This window comes from Bradyrhizobium sp. IAR9 (assembly GCF_013408065.1).
Classification (GTDB): Bacteria; Pseudomonadota; Alphaproteobacteria; order Rhizobiales; family Xanthobacteraceae; genus Bradyrhizobium.
Window position 1 is genome coordinate 72,239 of record NZ_JACBZW010000010.1, and the last position, 16,755, is coordinate 88,993.

The following is a 16,755-nucleotide window of genomic DNA, read 5'->3' on the forward strand; positions in this document are numbered from 1 at the left end:
ATTGAGATTCATGCTCGTCAATCAGGAACATCCCTGCCACGGCGGCGTCTGCCGCGCATGCGCCCGGCCCCTGGGTGCGAGTTACGTCCGTCATGTGTCCAAGCAGGAGCGGTATTGCGACTACGGTTGCTACCGTCAGCAGACGGCCATGGACATGCTGTGGCCCGGCAGCTCGCTCGAGACGATCGCGGCGCTGGCGGCGATCTCGAGCTGGAGCTGGATGATTCAGATCGGCGCGCTGTCGCGCGCATTGGCCGAGGCATATCTGCGCGAGTACGACCTTCTGACCACGGAAGGAGGTGACGGCTAGCTCGATGACGGCCGCGCAGAGCAGTCGGCCGCAGTCACCGCGTCCAGCCCGCGCCGCGTCCAGCCCCGGCGATCGCGAGGCTAGGGCGACGGGGCTGCGGCCGATCCCGTTGGCGCCGCGCTCACTTCCTGCGTCGTGACGCGCTGGTCTGACTTGCCGGCGACCATGCTGCTGCCCTCGAACCTGGCGCGGTACACCAGCACGTTCTCCATCACGCGCTGGACGTAGTTGCGCGTCTCCGACAGCGGGATGCGCTCGACCCAGTCGACCGGATCGACCTTGGGATCCCTGGGGTCGCCGCGGGCCTGCACCCATTCGCGCACGCGGCCGCGGCCGGCATTGTAGCCGGCAAACGTCATGATCTGGTTGCCGCGATATTCCGACAGGAGCGCGCTGAGTTCGGCCGCGCCCATTTGCGTGTTGTAGACGGGATCTGAGACCATCTTGTCCCAGTCGTAGGTCAGGCCAAAGCGCTTGGCGGTGTCGCGGCCGGCTTCAGGTGTCACCTGCATCAGCCCGACCGCATTGGCCGGCGACTTGTCGCGCTGGTCGAACGAGCTTTCGGTGCGCGCCACCGAATAGATCACGCTGGTCTCGATCGCGGGCGCGACCTGCTGGTGCTCGGGGATGCCGATGGTCGGAAAAGCGTAATGGTCGAGCGCGAGCCCGCGCGCCAGCGCCGACTTGCCGACCTCCAGCATCACGCGCGCATCGCGGCGCTGTCCGGCGAGTTCGCCGAGCCCCTCGAGGGCCGCGACGTCGGTGCTCTCCTTGGCGAAATCCTCGGCGTAATAGAACACCGTGTCGCGCTCGCCGATGCCGTAGAGCATGTCGGCAGCGCGCACGCGCTCGTCTGCGGGCGGAGTGTCGAGCGCGGCCAGCACGGGCGAGGGCGGTCGCAGCTCGATGCGATCGAGGCCGATCTTTGCGCGCGCAAGCTGGCCGTAATAGGCGGTCGGATAGCGCGCGGCCGCCCGGTAGCTCATGCGAGCATCGGCCACAGCACCCATCGCCTCGGCGGCACGGCCGCGCCAGTAATGGGCACGCGACAGCGCGATCGGATTGGCCGAGCCTGCATCGATGGCGGCGAAGTGCGCCATGGCCGCCTGGGGATCATTCAGGAAGCGCAGAGCGATCCAGCCGCACATGAAATGATAGTCGACGCGGTAGACTTCCTTCTCGGGCACCGCGGCGGTACGCACCACGTCATACGCCGTTTTGAACTTGCCCTGGTCGAGCAGCTTGCGCGCGAGCATGCGACGCTCGCGCCACCAGGCGTCGGTGTCCTGCGCGGCCATAGTGCCGGGCGCGGCGGCCAGGATCACCTCGGCGGCGTCGTCGATGCGATCCTTCTGGAGGTGCCATTGGGCGCGGCACAGCACATAGCCGAGATCGCGGCGCGCTTCAGTCGGTACGTCCTCGAGATAATCCTTGGCCTTGCTGGCCTTGCCGGTGACGGCGGCGCAGGCCTTGACGATCGCGAGCTCATCCTCGCCGAGCCGTTTCGCGGCGCGCCGCGCAGCCGCATAGTCCTTGGCGCCGAGCCGCTTGTCCATGCGGGCGCGATGATCCTCGGAGTTGAGCAGATCGCGGAACGCCTCGTAGGAATCCTCCTCGCTCCGCTCGGACAATTCGTCGGTGCGCCAGGCCTCGCGCACGAGCCGCGCGGCCCTGTCGGCGTCGCCTTCAGCGAGCAGCACGCGGGCGAGGGCGAACTTGCCCTTGGCGCTGGTCGGGCGGTCCATGGTGAATTTGTGCACGGTGGCCGCGTCGGCCTTCTCCTGCCACAGCCGCGCCTCGGCGCGGCGGCGAAGCAGGGCGCTGCTCGGCCAACCCGGATTGGCGGCGAGGAAGGCGGCATAACGCTTGAAATTGGCGGTGCTCTCGGAGTGGCGCAGCATGAACCAGTCGGCGAGCTTCTGTCCGGCGGGATCAGCGATGCGGTCGCGCGCCGCGCTCGCATCATCCGTCTTGCCCTTGCGCGCGAGGTCGATCGCATCCTTTAGCGCGGCGAGGTCCCCGGTGAGCGGCGGGGCGGCCGGCTTCTCGGGCGGATCGTCGCCGGTCTTCTTCGACTTGCGCTTGGCCTCGGCATGCTTGCCATGGCGCGATTTCACCGCGGCATGACGCTGCTTGCCGGCTTTCGCCTCATGCGACTTCTTCGGCGCGGACGATTTGTGGCTGCTCTTGGCCGCCAGCTCGGTCGGAAGGAGGGCCATTGCGGCCACGGCAACGAGACACGCGAGCGAGCGTAGGCACTGGTTCATCCCATGGTCCCCCTGCGAAACCACTACAAACCAAGGTCCGCGACGACATGCGGCTTGAGAATCAACGACATCGAGAACGATGCCACGGCATCGTTTCGCATTCCTCACGCTGTCGCAACAATGCGGCAAAATACGGATGTGACCAGGGAACTTCGGCTGGGGAGCAAAGGTCAGCTTCTTTAACCTTTGTTAACGATCCGGGCCTGCGACGGTCAGGCTTGGTTCAGGGCGCCAGGAGGAACCAGATTGCGCGTGTTCCCGCAGCCAGATCCGGTGTATGGAGTTCCCTTGCTCCGTCCCTTTGGCCTTTGTCCCTGCAGCTATGCCGATTTTCAACCAGTCGATCAGGCGCAAGATCGTCGGTATCGCCCTCGGATTGATCGTCCTGATGCTGGTCACCTCGATCCTGTCGATGGTGATGTCGAGCCAGGTCGGCGTCCTGCTCGACGAGCTCACCAACCGCTACATCCCGGCCTATGGCGATCTCGCGCGCGCCAACATCCGCTCGCTGGAGCGATCGGTGGCGCTGCGGCGGATGATCATGATGAAGATGCAGGCGTCCTCGGACGAGGAGGCCTATGCGGCGCGCCTTCGCGAGTTCGAGGACGCCGACCGCAAGATCGAGGAGGAGGCCGAGCGCGCGCGCAAGCTGATCAACGCGATCATAGACGACCCTCGCACGCCGTCCGACAATGCCGCGCTGGCCCGGATCGAGACCCGTATCGAGACCGCCGTCGGCGAGCTGCGCCGCGATCAGAAGGAGAGCCACGCGAGGCTCCTAAACCAGATCGACGCACAGCAGATGGCGGAAGCGCGCGGCACCCTCGAGCATATCGACGCGCTGCGCGACCAGTTCAACCAGAAGATCGATGCGATCCGGGCCGACATGCTCAAGCAGGTCTTCGCCAGCACGTCGCAGGTGATCGGCCATCAGCACCAGGCGATCATCGTCTCGGGCATCGTGACGTTGCTCGCGGCGATCGTCGGCTTTGCCTTTGCGCTCCTGGTGTCCAGCGGCATCACGCGCCCGGTGCGGCTGCTGCTCGCCGGCACCCGCGAGGTCGAGGCCGGCCGCTTCGACAAGACCATCACCGTGTCCACGCAGGACGAGATCGGCGAGCTAGCCGCGGCCTTCAACCGCATGACCGAGCAGCTCAGGCACAACGAGCGCATCCGCGAGACCTTTGGCCGCTACATCGATCCCAAGGTGGTGCAGGGGCTGATCGACCGGCCCGAGGTCGCGATCGACGGCGAGCGCCGGGTCATGACCATCATGTTCTGCGACATGAGCGGCTTCACCTCGATGAGCGAGGGCATGACCCCGCGCGGCCTCGTCAGGGTGATGAACCACTATTTCACGGTGATGTCCGGACCGATCAGGAGCAATCGCGGCATCATCGACAAATATATCGGCGACGCCATCATGTCCTATTGGGGCCCGCCCTTCATCGAGGAGGACGAGCAGGCGCTCCTGGCCGGTATCGCCGCAACCGAGATGGTCGACCAGGTGCCCGCGCTGCAGAAGCAGCTGCCCGACCTGCTCGGCATCCGCGCCATGCCGGCGCCGTGTGACCTGCGGATCGGCATCGCCACCGGCGAGGTCCTGACCGGCAGCATCGGCTCCGAGCTGATGATGAGCTTCACCGTGATGGGCGATGCCGTGAATTTGGCCTCGCGGCTGGAGGCCGTCAACAAGGTCTACGGCACCCGCATCCTGATCTCGCAGGCAACTGCTGATGCGATCGGAGCGCGGCTCGAGCTGCGCGAGATCGATCGTCTCGCGGTCGCGGGCCAGAGCGCGCCGCAGCCGATCTTCGAGGTGATGGCGCGGGCGGGCGCGCTCACCGCCGCGCAGGACAGCCTGCGCACGCATTATGCCGAAGCGCTCGCGGCCTATCGGGCCCGCCGCTTCGACGAGGCGCGCGCCGCCTTCAACGCCGCGCTCGAAGCCGTCCCCGGCGACGGCCCCTCGCGCACGATGCTCGGCCGCATCGCGCAATTCGAGACCAAGCCGCCGGAAGAGGGGTGGGACGGCGCCTGGCGCCTGGAGCAGAAATAGCCGTTTTTGTTGGGCCGGCCCGCCCTGTCCGGAAAAAACGTTTCTACTCGATAACGATGTTCGCCGTGACCTATTTCCCGGGCTTAGGTTGGATGTCCATGAGGCGTTTGACGGGGACACGCCGATGACGGAACTTCAGGACAGGCTGGAACGGTTCGAGACGCTCACCGCCGAATGCGAGCTGATCGCCAAGCTCGCCACCGACAGCACCAAGCGCGAGTTCTATCTGAAACTCTCGGAACAGTACCGTCAGCTGGCGGTGGACATGCGGCAGGCGATCGCGACCAAGGCTGCGGCCTGACGCCGGCTGCAATCCGTTCTTAAGGTTTGGCGCGCATCCTTGACGTCGCGAGCGATCGCTCGTGGTGGAAAGGCCGGGGTTCGCTGCATTGCAGCGCACCTCGCGAGTGTCATTTGCCATGCTTGACAGGGCAATCACATGCGCCTCGTTGCCGTGATCATAGTCGCGCTCATGACGGCGGCCTGCGACCAGGAGCAGGATATCACCGGCTCGACGCCGACCTGCCCGATGCGGAACTACAGCTACAATCCCCGCGACATGAACCAGTGCGTCAGTGCGTGCAAATCGTGCGATCGCGGCACCACGGTCACCTGCACCACCTCCTGCACCCTCAAGGGCGCGCGCTGAGGCCACCGCTTTCTCCGGCGCACCCAGCGGCGGTGCTGGGGCACCGGAACGATTCACTTGGGTTAATCATTGAAGCAGGTGGGCAGGACGCGGAGTCCGATGGAAATGGGTATGCTCGATCCCGGTCGATTTCTGGTGTCGTGCTCGCATTGTGATGCCTGGCCGATGGCGGCCAATGTGAAGCGGTCGAGCTGGTCGGCGTCCCCGCACGAGGTCCGCTTTGTCTGCACGCGCTGTCGTCGCGAGGAGACCGCCATCGTCTCGGCCTCCGGCGAATTGACCCCGATCAAGCGCGTCGATGTTCCGCCGCGCGACGTCGCTGTCGCCTGGGCCCAGGCGCAACGTGTGCGAGGGCGGACCTGAGCGCCCGGCATCCACCGGTCGATTGACTCCCGGGGCCAACGGCTCGTAAATGATCGGCGACGGTTCTCCTCAGGGAGATCAAAAGGGAATGTGGTGCGGGATTCTCCCAACGCAGGGATCTGTCTCAACGCCACGGCTGCCCCCGCAACTGTAAGCGGTGAATCTTTCGTCTCATGCCACTGGGAAACTCGGTCCTGGGAAGGCGACGCAAGGTCACGACCCGCGAGCCAGGAGACCTGCCGTCAGCCGTGGTCACACGCGAAGATGTCGGTCGGGGAGTACAGACATTAGCTTCACCGGAGCAATCCATCGCTCTGCCGTGAAACCTCGTTCGCTGTGACGTGCCACTGACGTCATACCGAGGTTACAATTGTGTCCCGTCTCGTCTCTGCCGCCAGGCGCCTTGCCGCCGGCCTGCTCGCATCCGTTTCCTTCCATTCGCTCGATCTGTCCTCCGCCTTCGCCCAGCACGCGCTTGCCGAGCAATTGCCGCCGATCGAAGTGACGCAGCCCGACGATTACAACCGCACGCGCGCCAGGGCGACCGGTGACGGCGAGGCGACTCGGCAGCGGGCGAGGACGAATGTCGCGCCGGCAGGCAATGGCGCCGGCTCATCCGGCTCCGGCGGTAAGGCTGCCGCCGGCGGCGGCGGCATCGTCGGGGCTGCCACGACCGTCATCACGGCCGCGGATATCGCGCATTCGCCATCGCAGACGCTTGCCGAGATCATCGCGACGCAGACGCCGGGGGCCCAACTCACGACGCTCTATGGCGGCCAGATAGGCGCCAAGACCAGCGTGGACCTGCGTGGCTTCGGCGCCTTTGCCACCGCCAACACGCTGGTGCTGGTCAACGGACGACGGTTGAACGACGTCGACATGGCGCAGGTGGATCTCTCCACCATCCCGCTCAATTCGATCGAACGCATCGAGATCACGCGCGGCAATTCCGGCGCGGTGCTCTACGGCGACAACGCGGTCGGCGGCGTGATCAACATCATCACAAAAAATGGCGTCGGCGGACCGCCCGTGACCGCGCGCATCGAGGCCGGCTTCGGCTCGTTCAACACCAGGCTCGGCAATGTCTCGACCTCGCTCAATTCCGGCCCGTGGTCGACCTCGTTCTACGGCAATACGGTCAGGACCGATGGCTACCGCGACAACAATCGCTATTCGCAGCAGAATGGCGTCGGCAATCTCAACTACACGACGCCGGGCCTGACTGCTTTTCTCACCATCACCGGCGACAATCAGGAGCTGCGGCTGCCGGGTGGCCGCACCGTCGATCCCTCCATCGGCCTCGACGAGCTCAGGGCCAACCGGCGAGGGACCAGCACGCCGTTCAACTACGCCAACCAGCAGGGTTTTGGCGCGACCGCGGGCTTCACCAAGACCCTGGTCAACGGCGTCGATCTCATTGTCGACGGCGGCGTGCGCGACAAGAAGCAGCAGAGTGCGTTCTTTTCCACCCCGACTCCGGTTCCGGCGTTCTTCACGTCGACCTATGTCGGTTCCCATCTGACGAATTGGTCGATCACGCCGCGGCTCAGCGTGAAGAGCCTGCTGCTCGGCATGCCGTCGCAGCTCCTGAGCGGCATCGACTATTACGATGCGAGCTTTGAGCAGGGCCGCGGCGCCGGGCAGGGGCTCTCCCCATGGCACAATTACGACCTCAGGCAGCAGACGGTTGCGGGCTATGTCCAGCACACATTGGGAATCGCGCCCACGACCGACATCTCCTACGGCGCGCGGGTGCAGAACGTCAGACTTGCGGCACGCGACAATTTCGACCCGGCAGCTCCCTTCAACGCCGACATCGGCGCGCTGCCGCTGACGAGCAACGAGACCCAATATGCGCTGCATCTCGGGGCCGAGCATCGCCTCAACGACCAGGTCTCGCTGTTCGGCCGCATTGCGCGCGCGTTCCGCACGCCTGATGTCGACGAGCGCCTGTCCTCGGGGCCTTCCTTCGATCCCTTGACCTTCGCTGCGATCCCGCAAACGTTCCAGCTCAAGACCCAGACCTCTGGGGATATCGAGGGCGGTGTTCGCATCAAGGGCGGCGGGTTGCAGCTGCAGAGTAGTCTCTATCTGATGGATCTCACCAACGAGGTCCATTTCAATCCGGTCCTGTTCTACAACACCAATCTCGATCCGACCCGCCGCTACGGCTCGGAGACCAGCCTGTCCTATCGCGTCAACGACGCCCTGCTGCTGCGCTCCGGCGTGGCCTACACCCGCGCGGTCTTCCGCGAAGGCATCTGGGCCGGCAACGACGTGCCGCTGGTCTCGCGCTACACGGCGAGTGCGGGCGTCACCTGGAACATCTGGCAGAATTACGTGGTGCTCGATGCCACCGCGCGCTTCTGGAGCGAGCGACGCATGGACAACGACCAGGCGGGCACCCAGAAGCCGATTCCCGCCAACGGCACGATCGATCTCAAGCTCAGCGGCCAGGTTGAGCGCTACTTCTGGTCCCTCAGCATCAACAATGTGCTGAACGCGCTCTACTACGACTACGCCATCGCGAGCACCTTCACGGACGGCCGCTTCAGCGCCTATCCGCTGCCCGGCCGCTCCTATCTGCTCAAGGCCGGTGCAACGTTCTGATTTTCGTCACGCGCCCTAAATGGACTAGAATTCGAAAGAAGGAGATTCAACCATGGCTCTCAGCATCCTGCCGTCTGGTGGCGATCGCTTCCGGCTTCACCCGGTCGCGCCGCGCCTCGCGCCGATATTCTGCTTTGCGCTGCTGACGGCGTCATGCGCGCTCGCAAGTTTTGCGTTCGCCTGCGCCACGCCGTTCGCGGCCTTCGCCGTCGTTGCCGCGGCGATGCTGCCGCAGCGTCCGGCGCTGCTCGTCGTCACCGGCGCCTGGCTCGTCAACCAGACCATCGGTTTCGGCGTGCTGCATTATCCCGTTGACGTCGGCACCATTGCCTGGGGCTTCGTGATCGGCGCGGCCGCGCTTCTGGCGACCGCGGCCTCGTCGACGGTGCTCGGCCTGCTGCCGCAGGGCCGCACGCCACTGATGCTGGCGATCACGCTCGTCGCCGCCTACGGGATTTACGAGCTCGCGCTGCTCGCCACGACGCCGTTCCTCGGCGGCGAGGGCGCCTTCACCGCCGCGATCGTGACGCGCATTGGACTGACCACCGCCGTCTGGCTCGCCGGCCTCGTTGCCATCTGTGAGATCGTGCGCCTGGTCGATCCGGCCGGACGCGAGCGAGCGATGTCCGCCTGAGCGGCCGATCGTGGCCGTAGCCCGGATGGAGCAAAGCGCAATCCGGGGCCGCTCGCCCGGCATCTAGCACCGTCCCGGATTACGCTGGCGCTCCATCCGGGCTACGCGATCGTGCCTGTGTCGCCCTCTGTCAATCCACGTCGCTAAAAATATTCCACTTTACCGAAATTCGGTTTCGGCGTATGTGTTTGCCCATCCCGGCTCACCCAAGAGGGGCGACTATGTGGTCGTCACTGTCGCGAGCCGGGCTTGCGGTGGACGCGGCAGCGTCGGCACGAGAGGCGCGGGCAGGGCGGGTAGTCCCTGTGAGCCCGAGGCTTCGTGCGGACGAGCGGCGCTGCCAGGCTTCGTCTCGTCTGTAAGTTTCCGGCTTTGTCGACAGGGCTCGGGAAAACTGCGGCGAAATGGCGGGCCGTGCGTACGGCAAAACCGTGTGGTCCTGGCTGCAAGCGCTATTTTGCCATTGGCGGAGCGGCTAAAAGAACAATAATTTGAATTGGTTGTGCGGAGGATGCTTGCAGCGAAACTTTCTGCTTCAAACCTGCGCGGCCCCAATAGGCCCTAGTCCAAGAGGTGCAGGTCGTAAAGGTAGAGTTTCACGGCGCCCGATAAGGTTAGTTGTGGATGACGCCTTGCCTGAAGGTTGCACCCGCGCTCGCCCGCATTTCTAGTCGATCAATAATAATCCAATTTACATCTAAGACGTCGCGGCGGGGACGATGGGGACATTTTTTAGCGACACCTTTGGGGTCGATCCTTCGGTTGTTGAGAAATACGGCGCTTTTGATGTCTCACTGATCAACGATTTGCCGCTGTTCATCGACCCGTTCTTGTTGTTCCACAGTGAGAGCGATGAATATCAAGCTCTGCACCGGCAGATCATCGACTATCTCGTTTTCTTGAGAGAACGAGCAATCGAAGGACCGCTATCCGATGGCGACCTCACAAACTGGTATTGTTTCCCTGAGGTCAAGCAGAACTGGTTCGGCTTCTCGCTAGTCGGTAACGGAGGCAGCGGAATAGGAATAAACTTCGCCCGTGAATTGCACGCGAACCTGCATGTGGTTTTTGTAAATTTCGGTGAAGAAAAAATTACAGAGGGAAGTCACCTCGAAAAGGTCTGCCTTGTTAGCAACGGCGTCGGCAGAGACAACATCAGTGACTTCGTTACCAATCTCATTCAGGACTTCCTCTGCCAGTACACGGAGCGGTTTGCCGCCCAATTTCTCGATGCTCGCCACGTGCGGGACGTAACGATCAGCCGGGCCGTCTTCAATTACACAACGCAAACTTGGCAGCGGAAGACGTACAAGCTCCCGTGGATAAGAGGTGACTTCGTTCTGCTTACCCCACGTGCGATGCTGACCCGTGACGACACATGGATCAATCGGGCCGATTTGCTTGGTCGTTTTGATGAGATCCCTACTGCAATTCCCGATGCTGCTCTGCGTGCCGCCGTTTCCAACTACTTCGATCTCGCGTTGCGCCAGCGCGTGAACCCGAGGAGGTCCCCAACGCAGAAGGACAAAACGTCAGCGGCAGCGGCGACCGTGCGGCAATTTCCTGAACTGATCGACTACTACATCAAACTGAAAGAAATGCATGGCGAGGATGCAGTTGATCTGAGTGCCGAGAAAGTGCTTCAGACGGAAATTCAATTCTCACGGCGGTTGAAAGAGATCCTTCAGCCGCTACTGGCCGAAACAGAATTCTACAAAATTGCGGGTGGCACCTACGCAGAGGCTCACACGCGCGTCGCCTATCTCAAGCACGTCATTGAGGACAATGCAGGTTGGCGCATCTTTTATGATGACGACGGCAAGCCATTTAAGCGCGAGAACGATCTTCAAATCCTTTATCGTCTAGTCTGGTTCGGTACGCCGCTGGACGTTGGTCAAGAAGCCAATGATGGTCGTGGCCCAGTCGATTTTAAAGCGTCAAGAGGTCGCCACAAGACACTCGTTGAGATGAAGCTTGCCAGCAATACCAAGTTAGAAGCTAATCTCAGGAAGCAGGTTGAGATCTATCAGATGTCCGCCGATGCCGAACGTGGTCTGAAAGTAATTATCTTCTTTAGCTATCAGGAAAGCCAAAAGGTCGACCGAATACTGAAGAAACTGGGTCTACGCGGGAACAAGGACGTAATCCTCATCGACGCGAGGAGCGACAACAAGCCGTCGGCATCACGGGCTAATTGATCGGCTATCTAGGCGGTCTCTGCCGACGCAAGCCGCTGGTGTAGTTTGGCCTGTCGGCCGTACTCGCTGTATTTTATTCTTCAAAGGACACCTCGCAGCATTCCTGCTGTGTCAATGGCCTCCCCGGCTAGGCGGCAGATGGAGCCAGGCGGACCAACGTCACCGACGAACATACTGTTGCATTTGCAACCGCATCCGGACTTGCGCATCCACGCGAGCCGGTTGATGAGCAGCGGCCGAGCGTTGTGTGCTGCGTGGGTGATCTCGCCCTGCGCTTCGGCTTCCGTTGGCGGATGCTAACTGGCCGCTTAGGAAATCAATGTTGTGCTGACGCCGCGCCAATCTTACTGGCGCGGCGTCGTATGCGAGACAGGACCTAGTCAGCGTCTTTCGGAAGCTGCTCCAGTATCACGGTATGCATCGCGCGCGCACATGCGGCATAGGTCCTCTTCTTCATGTCGAGTTGGGCGTCATCGCGCAGTTGCCGAAACCCGAGATCCGGCATGATGTCGTTGCAGTTCCACACGAGCGTGCAGGCGCGCGAGATGGGTATGAGCCGGGGTTCATAGTCGATTTCGTACTCGACCACCGGCTCGGGTTCGCCTGGCTTCCATTCGAGAAATGCGTCGATTGCGCAACAAAATGTCTCGCGTACATGGCCCGGTGCATGGCCCCGCCGCAAGCGCGCGTTTCGTATCTTCATAGCGGTCTCCTGTTTTTGGAGACCTTGGGACGAGGCCCCGATCACGCCCGCCTCGCCCTGCAAGGTCGGGATTGTTCCCAAACCATGCCGTGTCGCGCCTCAGTGCAAGCACCGGTGAGGTTGCCTTGGATCGGGTCGGCCCCTCGACCAGAAAATAAGGCCTTCGGCTGGGGCGGATGTCAATCCCCTATGACATCTATCTCACTAGTCTGGCCTACCTCGTTGATAGCCTGCAAACGAAGTTGCGCGTGCGCGAGTCCGTTGCTCCGTTCCGCCGCCCGCCGGGCGTCGCGTCCACGGCAGATACAGCGGGGCTCGCCATCACGATTGCATTCGCTGAAATTCTGTCAGGCCGGCGCTTCGGCGCTCTTGCTGCTCTTGACCCGATTTCCTCGAATGCGCTCACGTCACGCGCCCCACCGCCGACGCCGACGTCCTTTGCCACGTCCCCGCTTGGGATTGCGCTGGTCGTTGTCGTTGATGGCGGCCTGCCACGCGGCGACTTCATCGCGAAACCAAAGCCGTCTGTTCGGGCTCACGTACACCGACCGAGGAAATTTGCCCGCGCGCTCCAGCCTGTACAACGTGGTGCGCGAGATGGGAATTTCTTCAAGGACCGCCTGCTCGGTCAACATGCGTCGCAGCGCGGGCAGATCGTCGTCGTTATCGTTGTCATTGCTCATTGGGCAACCCGACATCGCGTGAAACAGTATAGTTGCGCAGCGGGCGGCGAGATTCAATGTGATTTTTAGGATGTGAAGAATCAGCAGCGCTCACTAGTACGCAGCAGAACTCAACAGCATTGAGGAGCACTCGGGAGCATTCGGTAGTACTCAAGAGCACTGGAGAGCACTCGAAAGCACTGCAGAGCACTGCAGAGCAATCGATGGCACTCAGGCCAACTGAGGATCTCTCATACGTTCGCTTAAATTGGTCTCGGCATTGGAAGTGCGTGCTGTGCTGGACGTGGAAGTTCGCTCTGTTCGCAACGGCGAGTAGTTGTTGCCAGCGTGCGTATGGAGAGTCATTCTGAGCGCAGAGCCTCGCACGATCGGGCAAGAGCAAGCACGGGGCTCTTCCGATTGCTCGTCTAAGATCGCATACAACACGGCCGGCCAGAGCGGCTTGAAACGCACTGACCGACCAAGCCACGGGAGATTCACCATGGTGAAGGCTAGCGGCAAAACTAACGCGATCCATTGGATCTGGCTCAATGAAGCCTTACAGGAGGCGACGAGGGTTCTCGGCTCGAAGAGGCTCACAAGAAAAAGGCTGAATCAATGGATGGCGACCGGGGAGCTGCCGTGGAGCTGCATGTCGCTGGACCTGTTGGACGGGAAGGGGCAGGTGATGACAGGCCTGCAGTTGGGTAACGCATTTCTTCTCCTAGAGTTGTTCTGGGACGCTACCTCTCACTGGATCGACTGGGAGGACAATTGTGCGGGTGAAAATGAGCTCGGAGCCCTGCAGGCGATGGGGATCAGCGTGTCTCGTGAGCACCTCTTTGCGCTACTACCTCAACGGCGCGAACCAAGCGCGGGCGAGAAACAAATTGACGGGAAAGAAGTAGGCCCACAACAGGGCGGTGAACCGAAGGAGAATCAGAAGCGCGCGAATAAGAGTAGAGTAAGTCGGCAACAGCTTCGTGTTCAGGAAGCGTTAAAAGAAATCTATCCACCAGACGGCAAGGTGACCGACGAAATTCCCACCAGCTTCGTCCTAGGCAGGGTTGCCCATAAGCTGTCATCTGGTACCGAAAACCGTGGTTTGGCAGCGCCGTCCTGGGACACGGTCAATCGCGCGTTGGGACGAGGCGCATAGTTTCTCGCAAGATCCGCAACATCCGCACAATAAATCCGCGTTGCGGAACGTGCGGAATGCAGCTTCCGAGCTTTTGTGATGACCTCTGCGTGTTGAGCGCGCTCACGCGCGCCGACAGCGGAGGAAATCCAATGTCTGCGCCTACCGACTATTTCAACCTCCCGCCTGACCTAGAACTCGATCGCATCATCAGCCTGCGCGAAGCTGAAAAACTTTCTACGTTGTCGGTCGATTCCTGGAAACGACATCACTCGGACAAGCTCGTGGAGCTGAGCCCGCGTCGTCTCGGCGTGCGGCTGCGTCATGCGCTGATGCTCGGGGGGCCCACCTGACGGAAACATCCGCGTCCGGACTGAAGGAGGACGGCGGCCGGGAAGAAAGGCTTCACTCAAACCCCCGGTCGCCGATTCACTAATCCCGCTCTCGCAAAGCAGGAAGAGAACATGGTCGATATCGGCGTACCGTCAGCAGGTGTCAAGCAGTCAGATCGGTTGTGCTGTCACAACCAATCGATCAGCGAAACAGTCCGGATTGGCCAGGAGGCCATGGCGCGCAAGCGCCGCGGTTGGGCCGACTGGATTGCGATTGGTGAAGCCTTGCTGGTCGGCCGCGCGGAAGTGATGCGGGACACCAACACCAACGAGCCGACGGGACGTCGATATAAAAAAGCGATGGCCGAATGGCTCAGCGAGAACGGCTTTGCAGAGATCGATAAGGCGGTTCGCGCGCGCCTCTTAGAATGCCTCGAGTTCCGCTCTGAAATCGATAAGTGGATTTCACAGCTTACGGCGGGCGAGCGGTTTCGGTTCAATCATCCGGACACTGTCCTGAGAAACTGGCGGAAGTCGACCGCTGTTCCGGACCCCGGCGCTCAGCCAAAGACGTCTCCCTACGCGCAGCTCAAGACCGCACACGTAGCGGTCCTTGAGGAAAATCATCGTCTTCGACGCAGCGTCGAAGCTCTCCCCGAGAGCGTCTGGAAGCCCACAGATACGGCGTCCGCTATCGCCGACGCGATGCTGGCTGCGCTCTCGCCCGAAAAGGCCGAAGCCACTGCGAAGGAAATTCTCAAAAAGGTCAAAGAACGAAAGGCGAGCGGTACATGAAACGAGCACCGATCAACAGAGCGTCGCACTGGACTGGGCCGGACTACCGCGTCCGCATGGCGAACGAACTGGTCTGCCCGAGCTGCCGTCGCCGACTGCGCCCGAGCGGCGTTCGCTGCGAGGCCGACGCGATCAGTCTCATCTGCGAGCGCTGCCATCGGGACCTGGTGTTCGTCGAGCTATCGATCACGGAGCCGGTGCTATGAGGGTCACTGTGCAGGCTCGACCATTGGCCTCGATCGCCCTGGCCGCCGGCATGCTCGACGCGCGGCTGAAGAAGGCCCCCGCGTTAAACTATGCGCGGCTGGCGGCTGAGGGCGACCGGCTCGTTATCACGGCCAATGTGCTCGACTCCGCCCTGAAGCTCTCCTTGCCGGCGGCCACCGAGACTATCGGCCAAGTTGCGCTCAGAAGTGAGCAATTGGCGGCGCTGGCGGCTAGCTTTCCACCCGACGCGAAGATCACGATCGACGACGACGGGCCGATGGCGTCAATGCGATGCGGCCGCTCGCGTTTCAGGCTGCCGACGTTGCCGATCAACGTCCTACCGTCCACGCCAACAATAAAAGACGAGACCGGACGGGTCACGCTCGGGCGCTCGAAGCTGGCGGCGCTATTGTCGAAGCCCGCATTCGCGGTTCCAAGTGACCAGGCCCGCTTCAATCTCCATGGCCTCTTTTTGCATGATACCGCCGAAGGATTAACCGCGGTCGCAGCCGACGGTCACCGCCTTGCTCGCGTTGTCGCCCCCGGGATCTCAGGCCTCTCGCACGATCGCCGTCTTATCGTCCCGAAGCAAGCGATCAAGATCCTGCTCAAGCTGCTGGGCGGCAAGGACATCGAACCTGTCACGCTCCGGCGAAGCACGGCGTTGCTGGAGGCCAAGTCCTTGGGCTTCAGTTTCGTCTCGAAGCTGATCGACGCAGACTTTCCGGCCTACGAACGTCTTGTTCCTGCCCCGAGCGATAATTGGGTGACCGTCAACGGCGCCGCATTGACTCGGGCTCTTGTGCGCATCGCGGCCGCCATGCCCGACGAAGGCCATCTGCAGCTCGTCGGACTCACATGGGCGGCGCCAGAGCAGTCCCTCCGTCTCTGCATCGCCCGCGCGCCCGACGTCGCCGACGATCCAATCGAAGCCGGCGTCAACGGACAGGGACGGCTAGCCGTCCAGATTAACACCTCTCGCAGTTACTCGCGGAGCTCGAGGCCGAGCGCGTTCGCATCGATGCGGGCACGCGCGCGAACAGCGGCATCCTAATCACCGACCCTGATGATCCAAGCATCACGATCGTTCAGATGCCGTGCTTCTGGGGAGCCGAAGTCGCGGACGCTGCATGAGGAACTAAGCGGGCCGGCGCATTCCGGCCAAACCGGAGGAAGAGCAAAAGGAAAGCAAGATGACGAACCTACCCGCAATCAATATCACCGAACGATTGATCCACGGCTCGCTTCTCAAGTGCATCGATGGGAGGTGGGGCACGCAAGACGAGGCGGATATGGCAGGAAAGCAACTCATTGCTTTGATGACCGCAAGGGCAATTCAAAGGTGGCAATCAGAGGGAGCAGTCGAGACGCTGGTCGATACCGGCGCGGGACTGCCGGACATTGATGACCTCAATGGGGCAATCCCGCAAAGCGAATGGGAGCTGGGGCTTGACGGTCAGCCACGACCCCCATGGCAACCGCAATATGCGGTGTATCTGCTCGATACCTCCGATGCGTCGCTCTATACGTTCGCTAACGGAACAACGGGCGCGAAAATCGCCTGGGAGCGCCTTGTGGACAGGATCTCTTGGATGCGGGCCTTGCGAGGCACCCAGGTTTTCCCTCTCGTCAAGCTCGATAGCAAAGTGATGAAGACGAAGTTCGGCGCCAAGTTGCGACCCGAGTTCACCATCGTAAATTGGCGCGGTTTCGGAGGCTCCGGCGGCCCGCCGATCGGGGGCGGGCCGCAGAATGCACTTGCCGAGCCGGTCAAGACGCCAACGACGGCCGAAGAACTCCAAGATGAAGTCCCATTCTGATGTCCGGC

General features: G+C 62.2%; 16 protein-coding genes and 1 riboswitch. Of the genes, 13 read left to right on the forward strand and 3 right to left on the reverse strand.

All coding sequences use genetic code 11. From position 1 onward, the window contains the following. Position 1: 1 nt before the first annotated feature. Entirely contained in the window at positions 2–310 is a 309-nt protein-coding gene (locus GGD67_RS24770) for a hypothetical protein (protein ID WP_245283271.1), read from the forward strand. An 80-nt stretch (positions 311–390) separates the two neighbouring features. Here the strand turns inward: GGD67_RS24770 and GGD67_RS24775 are convergent, their stop codons facing one another. Further along, positions 391–2,577: a transglycosylase SLT domain-containing protein gene (locus GGD67_RS24775; RefSeq protein ID WP_179736492.1), complete on the reverse strand. Its 2,187-nt coding sequence runs from the start codon at positions 2,575–2,577 to the stop codon at positions 391–393. 322 nt (positions 2,578–2,899) lie between these two features. Here GGD67_RS24775 and GGD67_RS24780 point away from each other — a divergent pair, with 322 nt between their 5' ends. From GGD67_RS24780 to GGD67_RS24810, 7 genes are all read left to right on the forward strand, one after another. Beyond that, complete coding sequence (locus tag GGD67_RS24780; protein WP_179736493.1) at positions 2,900–4,636, forward strand: adenylate/guanylate cyclase domain-containing protein; 1,737 nt, start codon at positions 2,900–2,902, stop codon at positions 4,634–4,636. A 124-nt stretch (positions 4,637–4,760) separates the two neighbouring features. After that, on the forward strand, positions 4,761–4,937 hold the full coding sequence (locus GGD67_RS24785) for a hypothetical protein (RefSeq protein WP_018320305.1): 177 nt from the start codon (positions 4,761–4,763) through the stop codon (positions 4,935–4,937). Positions 4,938–5,075: 138 nt separating this feature from the next. Then, positions 5,076–5,285: a hypothetical protein gene (locus GGD67_RS24790; protein WP_018320306.1), complete on the forward strand. Its 210-nt coding sequence runs from the start codon at positions 5,076–5,078 to the stop codon at positions 5,283–5,285. A gap of 99 nt (positions 5,286–5,384) precedes the next feature. Next, positions 5,385–5,648, forward strand: coding sequence for a hypothetical protein (locus GGD67_RS24795; protein ID WP_244550660.1), 264 nt, complete (start codon positions 5,385–5,387; stop codon positions 5,646–5,648). Positions 5,649–5,691: 43 nt separating this feature from the next. Next, positions 5,692–5,907, forward strand: a riboswitch (cobalamin riboswitch). Between the two features lie 113 nt (positions 5,908–6,020). Continuing rightward, positions 6,021–8,258, forward strand: coding sequence for a TonB-dependent receptor domain-containing protein (locus tag GGD67_RS24800; protein ID WP_179736494.1), 2,238 nt, complete (start codon positions 6,021–6,023; stop codon positions 8,256–8,258). Positions 8,259–8,310: 52 nt separating this feature from the next. Further along, positions 8,311–8,892: a hypothetical protein gene (locus tag GGD67_RS24805; RefSeq protein ID WP_179736495.1), complete on the forward strand. Its 582-nt coding sequence runs from the start codon at positions 8,311–8,313 to the stop codon at positions 8,890–8,892. Positions 8,893–9,611: 719 nt separating this feature from the next. Then, complete coding sequence (locus GGD67_RS24810) at positions 9,612–11,090, forward strand: hypothetical protein (RefSeq protein ID WP_179736496.1); 1,479 nt, start codon at positions 9,612–9,614, stop codon at positions 11,088–11,090. Between the two features lie 376 nt (positions 11,091–11,466). On the opposite strand, the gene GGD67_RS24815 is transcribed toward GGD67_RS24810, so the two are convergent. Together GGD67_RS24815 and GGD67_RS24820 are read right to left on the reverse strand one after the other, a co-directional pair. Continuing rightward, a complete protein-coding gene (locus GGD67_RS24815; protein WP_179736497.1) occupies positions 11,467–11,793 on the reverse strand; it encodes a hypothetical protein in 327 nt (108 codons plus the stop codon). Between the two features lie 407 nt (positions 11,794–12,200). Continuing rightward, the gene (locus tag GGD67_RS24820) at positions 12,201–12,491 is read right to left on the reverse strand and encodes an AlpA family phage regulatory protein (protein ID WP_312013776.1); all 291 of its coding nucleotides are present in this window, start codon (positions 12,489–12,491) and stop codon (positions 12,201–12,203) included. 466 nt (positions 12,492–12,957) lie between these two features. On the opposite strand from GGD67_RS24820, the gene GGD67_RS24825 reads away from it, so the two are divergent. From GGD67_RS24825 to GGD67_RS24845, 5 genes are all read left to right on the forward strand, one after another. Further along, the gene (locus tag GGD67_RS24825) at positions 12,958–13,614 is read left to right on the forward strand and encodes a hypothetical protein (RefSeq protein ID WP_179736498.1); all 657 of its coding nucleotides are present in this window, start codon (positions 12,958–12,960) and stop codon (positions 13,612–13,614) included. A 56-nt stretch (positions 13,615–13,670) separates the two neighbouring features. Continuing rightward, the gene (locus tag GGD67_RS24830) at positions 13,671–13,946 is read left to right on the forward strand and encodes a hypothetical protein (RefSeq protein WP_179736499.1); all 276 of its coding nucleotides are present in this window, start codon (positions 13,671–13,673) and stop codon (positions 13,944–13,946) included. A 111-nt stretch (positions 13,947–14,057) separates the two neighbouring features. Then, positions 14,058–14,720 carry a hypothetical protein gene (locus GGD67_RS24835; protein WP_179736500.1) on the forward strand — a complete coding sequence of 221 codons (663 nt, stop codon included), beginning with the start codon at positions 14,058–14,060 and terminating at the stop codon, positions 14,718–14,720. A 229-nt stretch (positions 14,721–14,949) separates the two neighbouring features. Then, positions 14,950–15,981 (forward strand): DNA polymerase III subunit beta, encoded by a 1,032-nt coding sequence (locus GGD67_RS24840; RefSeq protein WP_179736501.1) that lies wholly within the window; start codon positions 14,950–14,952, stop codon positions 15,979–15,981. 139 nt (positions 15,982–16,120) lie between these two features. Continuing rightward, positions 16,121–16,747, forward strand: a complete 627-nt coding sequence (locus GGD67_RS24845; protein WP_179736502.1) for a hypothetical protein — start codon at positions 16,121–16,123, stop codon at positions 16,745–16,747. Positions 16,748–16,755: the final 8 nt, after the last annotated feature.

What these genes read in the sequence shown, in the direction of transcription:
- GGD67_RS24775 (WP_179736492.1), bottom strand. Translation starts at nt 2,577, where the DNA reads ATGAACCAGTGCCTACGCTCGCTCGCGTGTCTCGTTGCCGTGGCCGCA.
- GGD67_RS24780 (WP_179736493.1), top strand. Translation starts at nt 2,900, where the DNA reads ATGCCGATTTTCAACCAGTCGATCAGGCGCAAGATCGTCGGTATCGCC.
- GGD67_RS24785 (WP_018320305.1), top strand. Translation starts at nt 4,761, where the DNA reads ATGACGGAACTTCAGGACAGGCTGGAACGGTTCGAGACGCTCACCGCC.
- GGD67_RS24790 (WP_018320306.1), top strand. Translation starts at nt 5,076, where the DNA reads ATGCGCCTCGTTGCCGTGATCATAGTCGCGCTCATGACGGCGGCCTGC.
- GGD67_RS24795 (WP_244550660.1), top strand. Translation starts at nt 5,385, where the DNA reads ATGGAAATGGGTATGCTCGATCCCGGTCGATTTCTGGTGTCGTGCTCG.
- GGD67_RS24805 (WP_179736495.1), top strand. Translation starts at nt 8,311, where the DNA reads ATGGCTCTCAGCATCCTGCCGTCTGGTGGCGATCGCTTCCGGCTTCAC.
- GGD67_RS24810 (WP_179736496.1), top strand. Translation starts at nt 9,612, where the DNA reads ATGGGGACATTTTTTAGCGACACCTTTGGGGTCGATCCTTCGGTTGTT.
- GGD67_RS24815 (WP_179736497.1), bottom strand. Translation starts at nt 11,793, where the DNA reads ATGAAGATACGAAACGCGCGCTTGCGGCGGGGCCATGCACCGGGCCAT.
- GGD67_RS24820 (WP_312013776.1), bottom strand. Translation starts at nt 12,491, where the DNA reads ATGTCGGGTTGCCCAATGAGCAATGACAACGATAACGACGACGATCTG.
- GGD67_RS24825 (WP_179736498.1), top strand. Translation starts at nt 12,958, where the DNA reads ATGGTGAAGGCTAGCGGCAAAACTAACGCGATCCATTGGATCTGGCTC.
- GGD67_RS24830 (WP_179736499.1), top strand. Translation starts at nt 13,671, where the DNA reads ATGCAGCTTCCGAGCTTTTGTGATGACCTCTGCGTGTTGAGCGCGCTC.
- GGD67_RS24835 (WP_179736500.1), top strand. Translation starts at nt 14,058, where the DNA reads ATGGTCGATATCGGCGTACCGTCAGCAGGTGTCAAGCAGTCAGATCGG.
- GGD67_RS24845 (WP_179736502.1), top strand. Translation starts at nt 16,121, where the DNA reads ATGACGAACCTACCCGCAATCAATATCACCGAACGATTGATCCACGGC.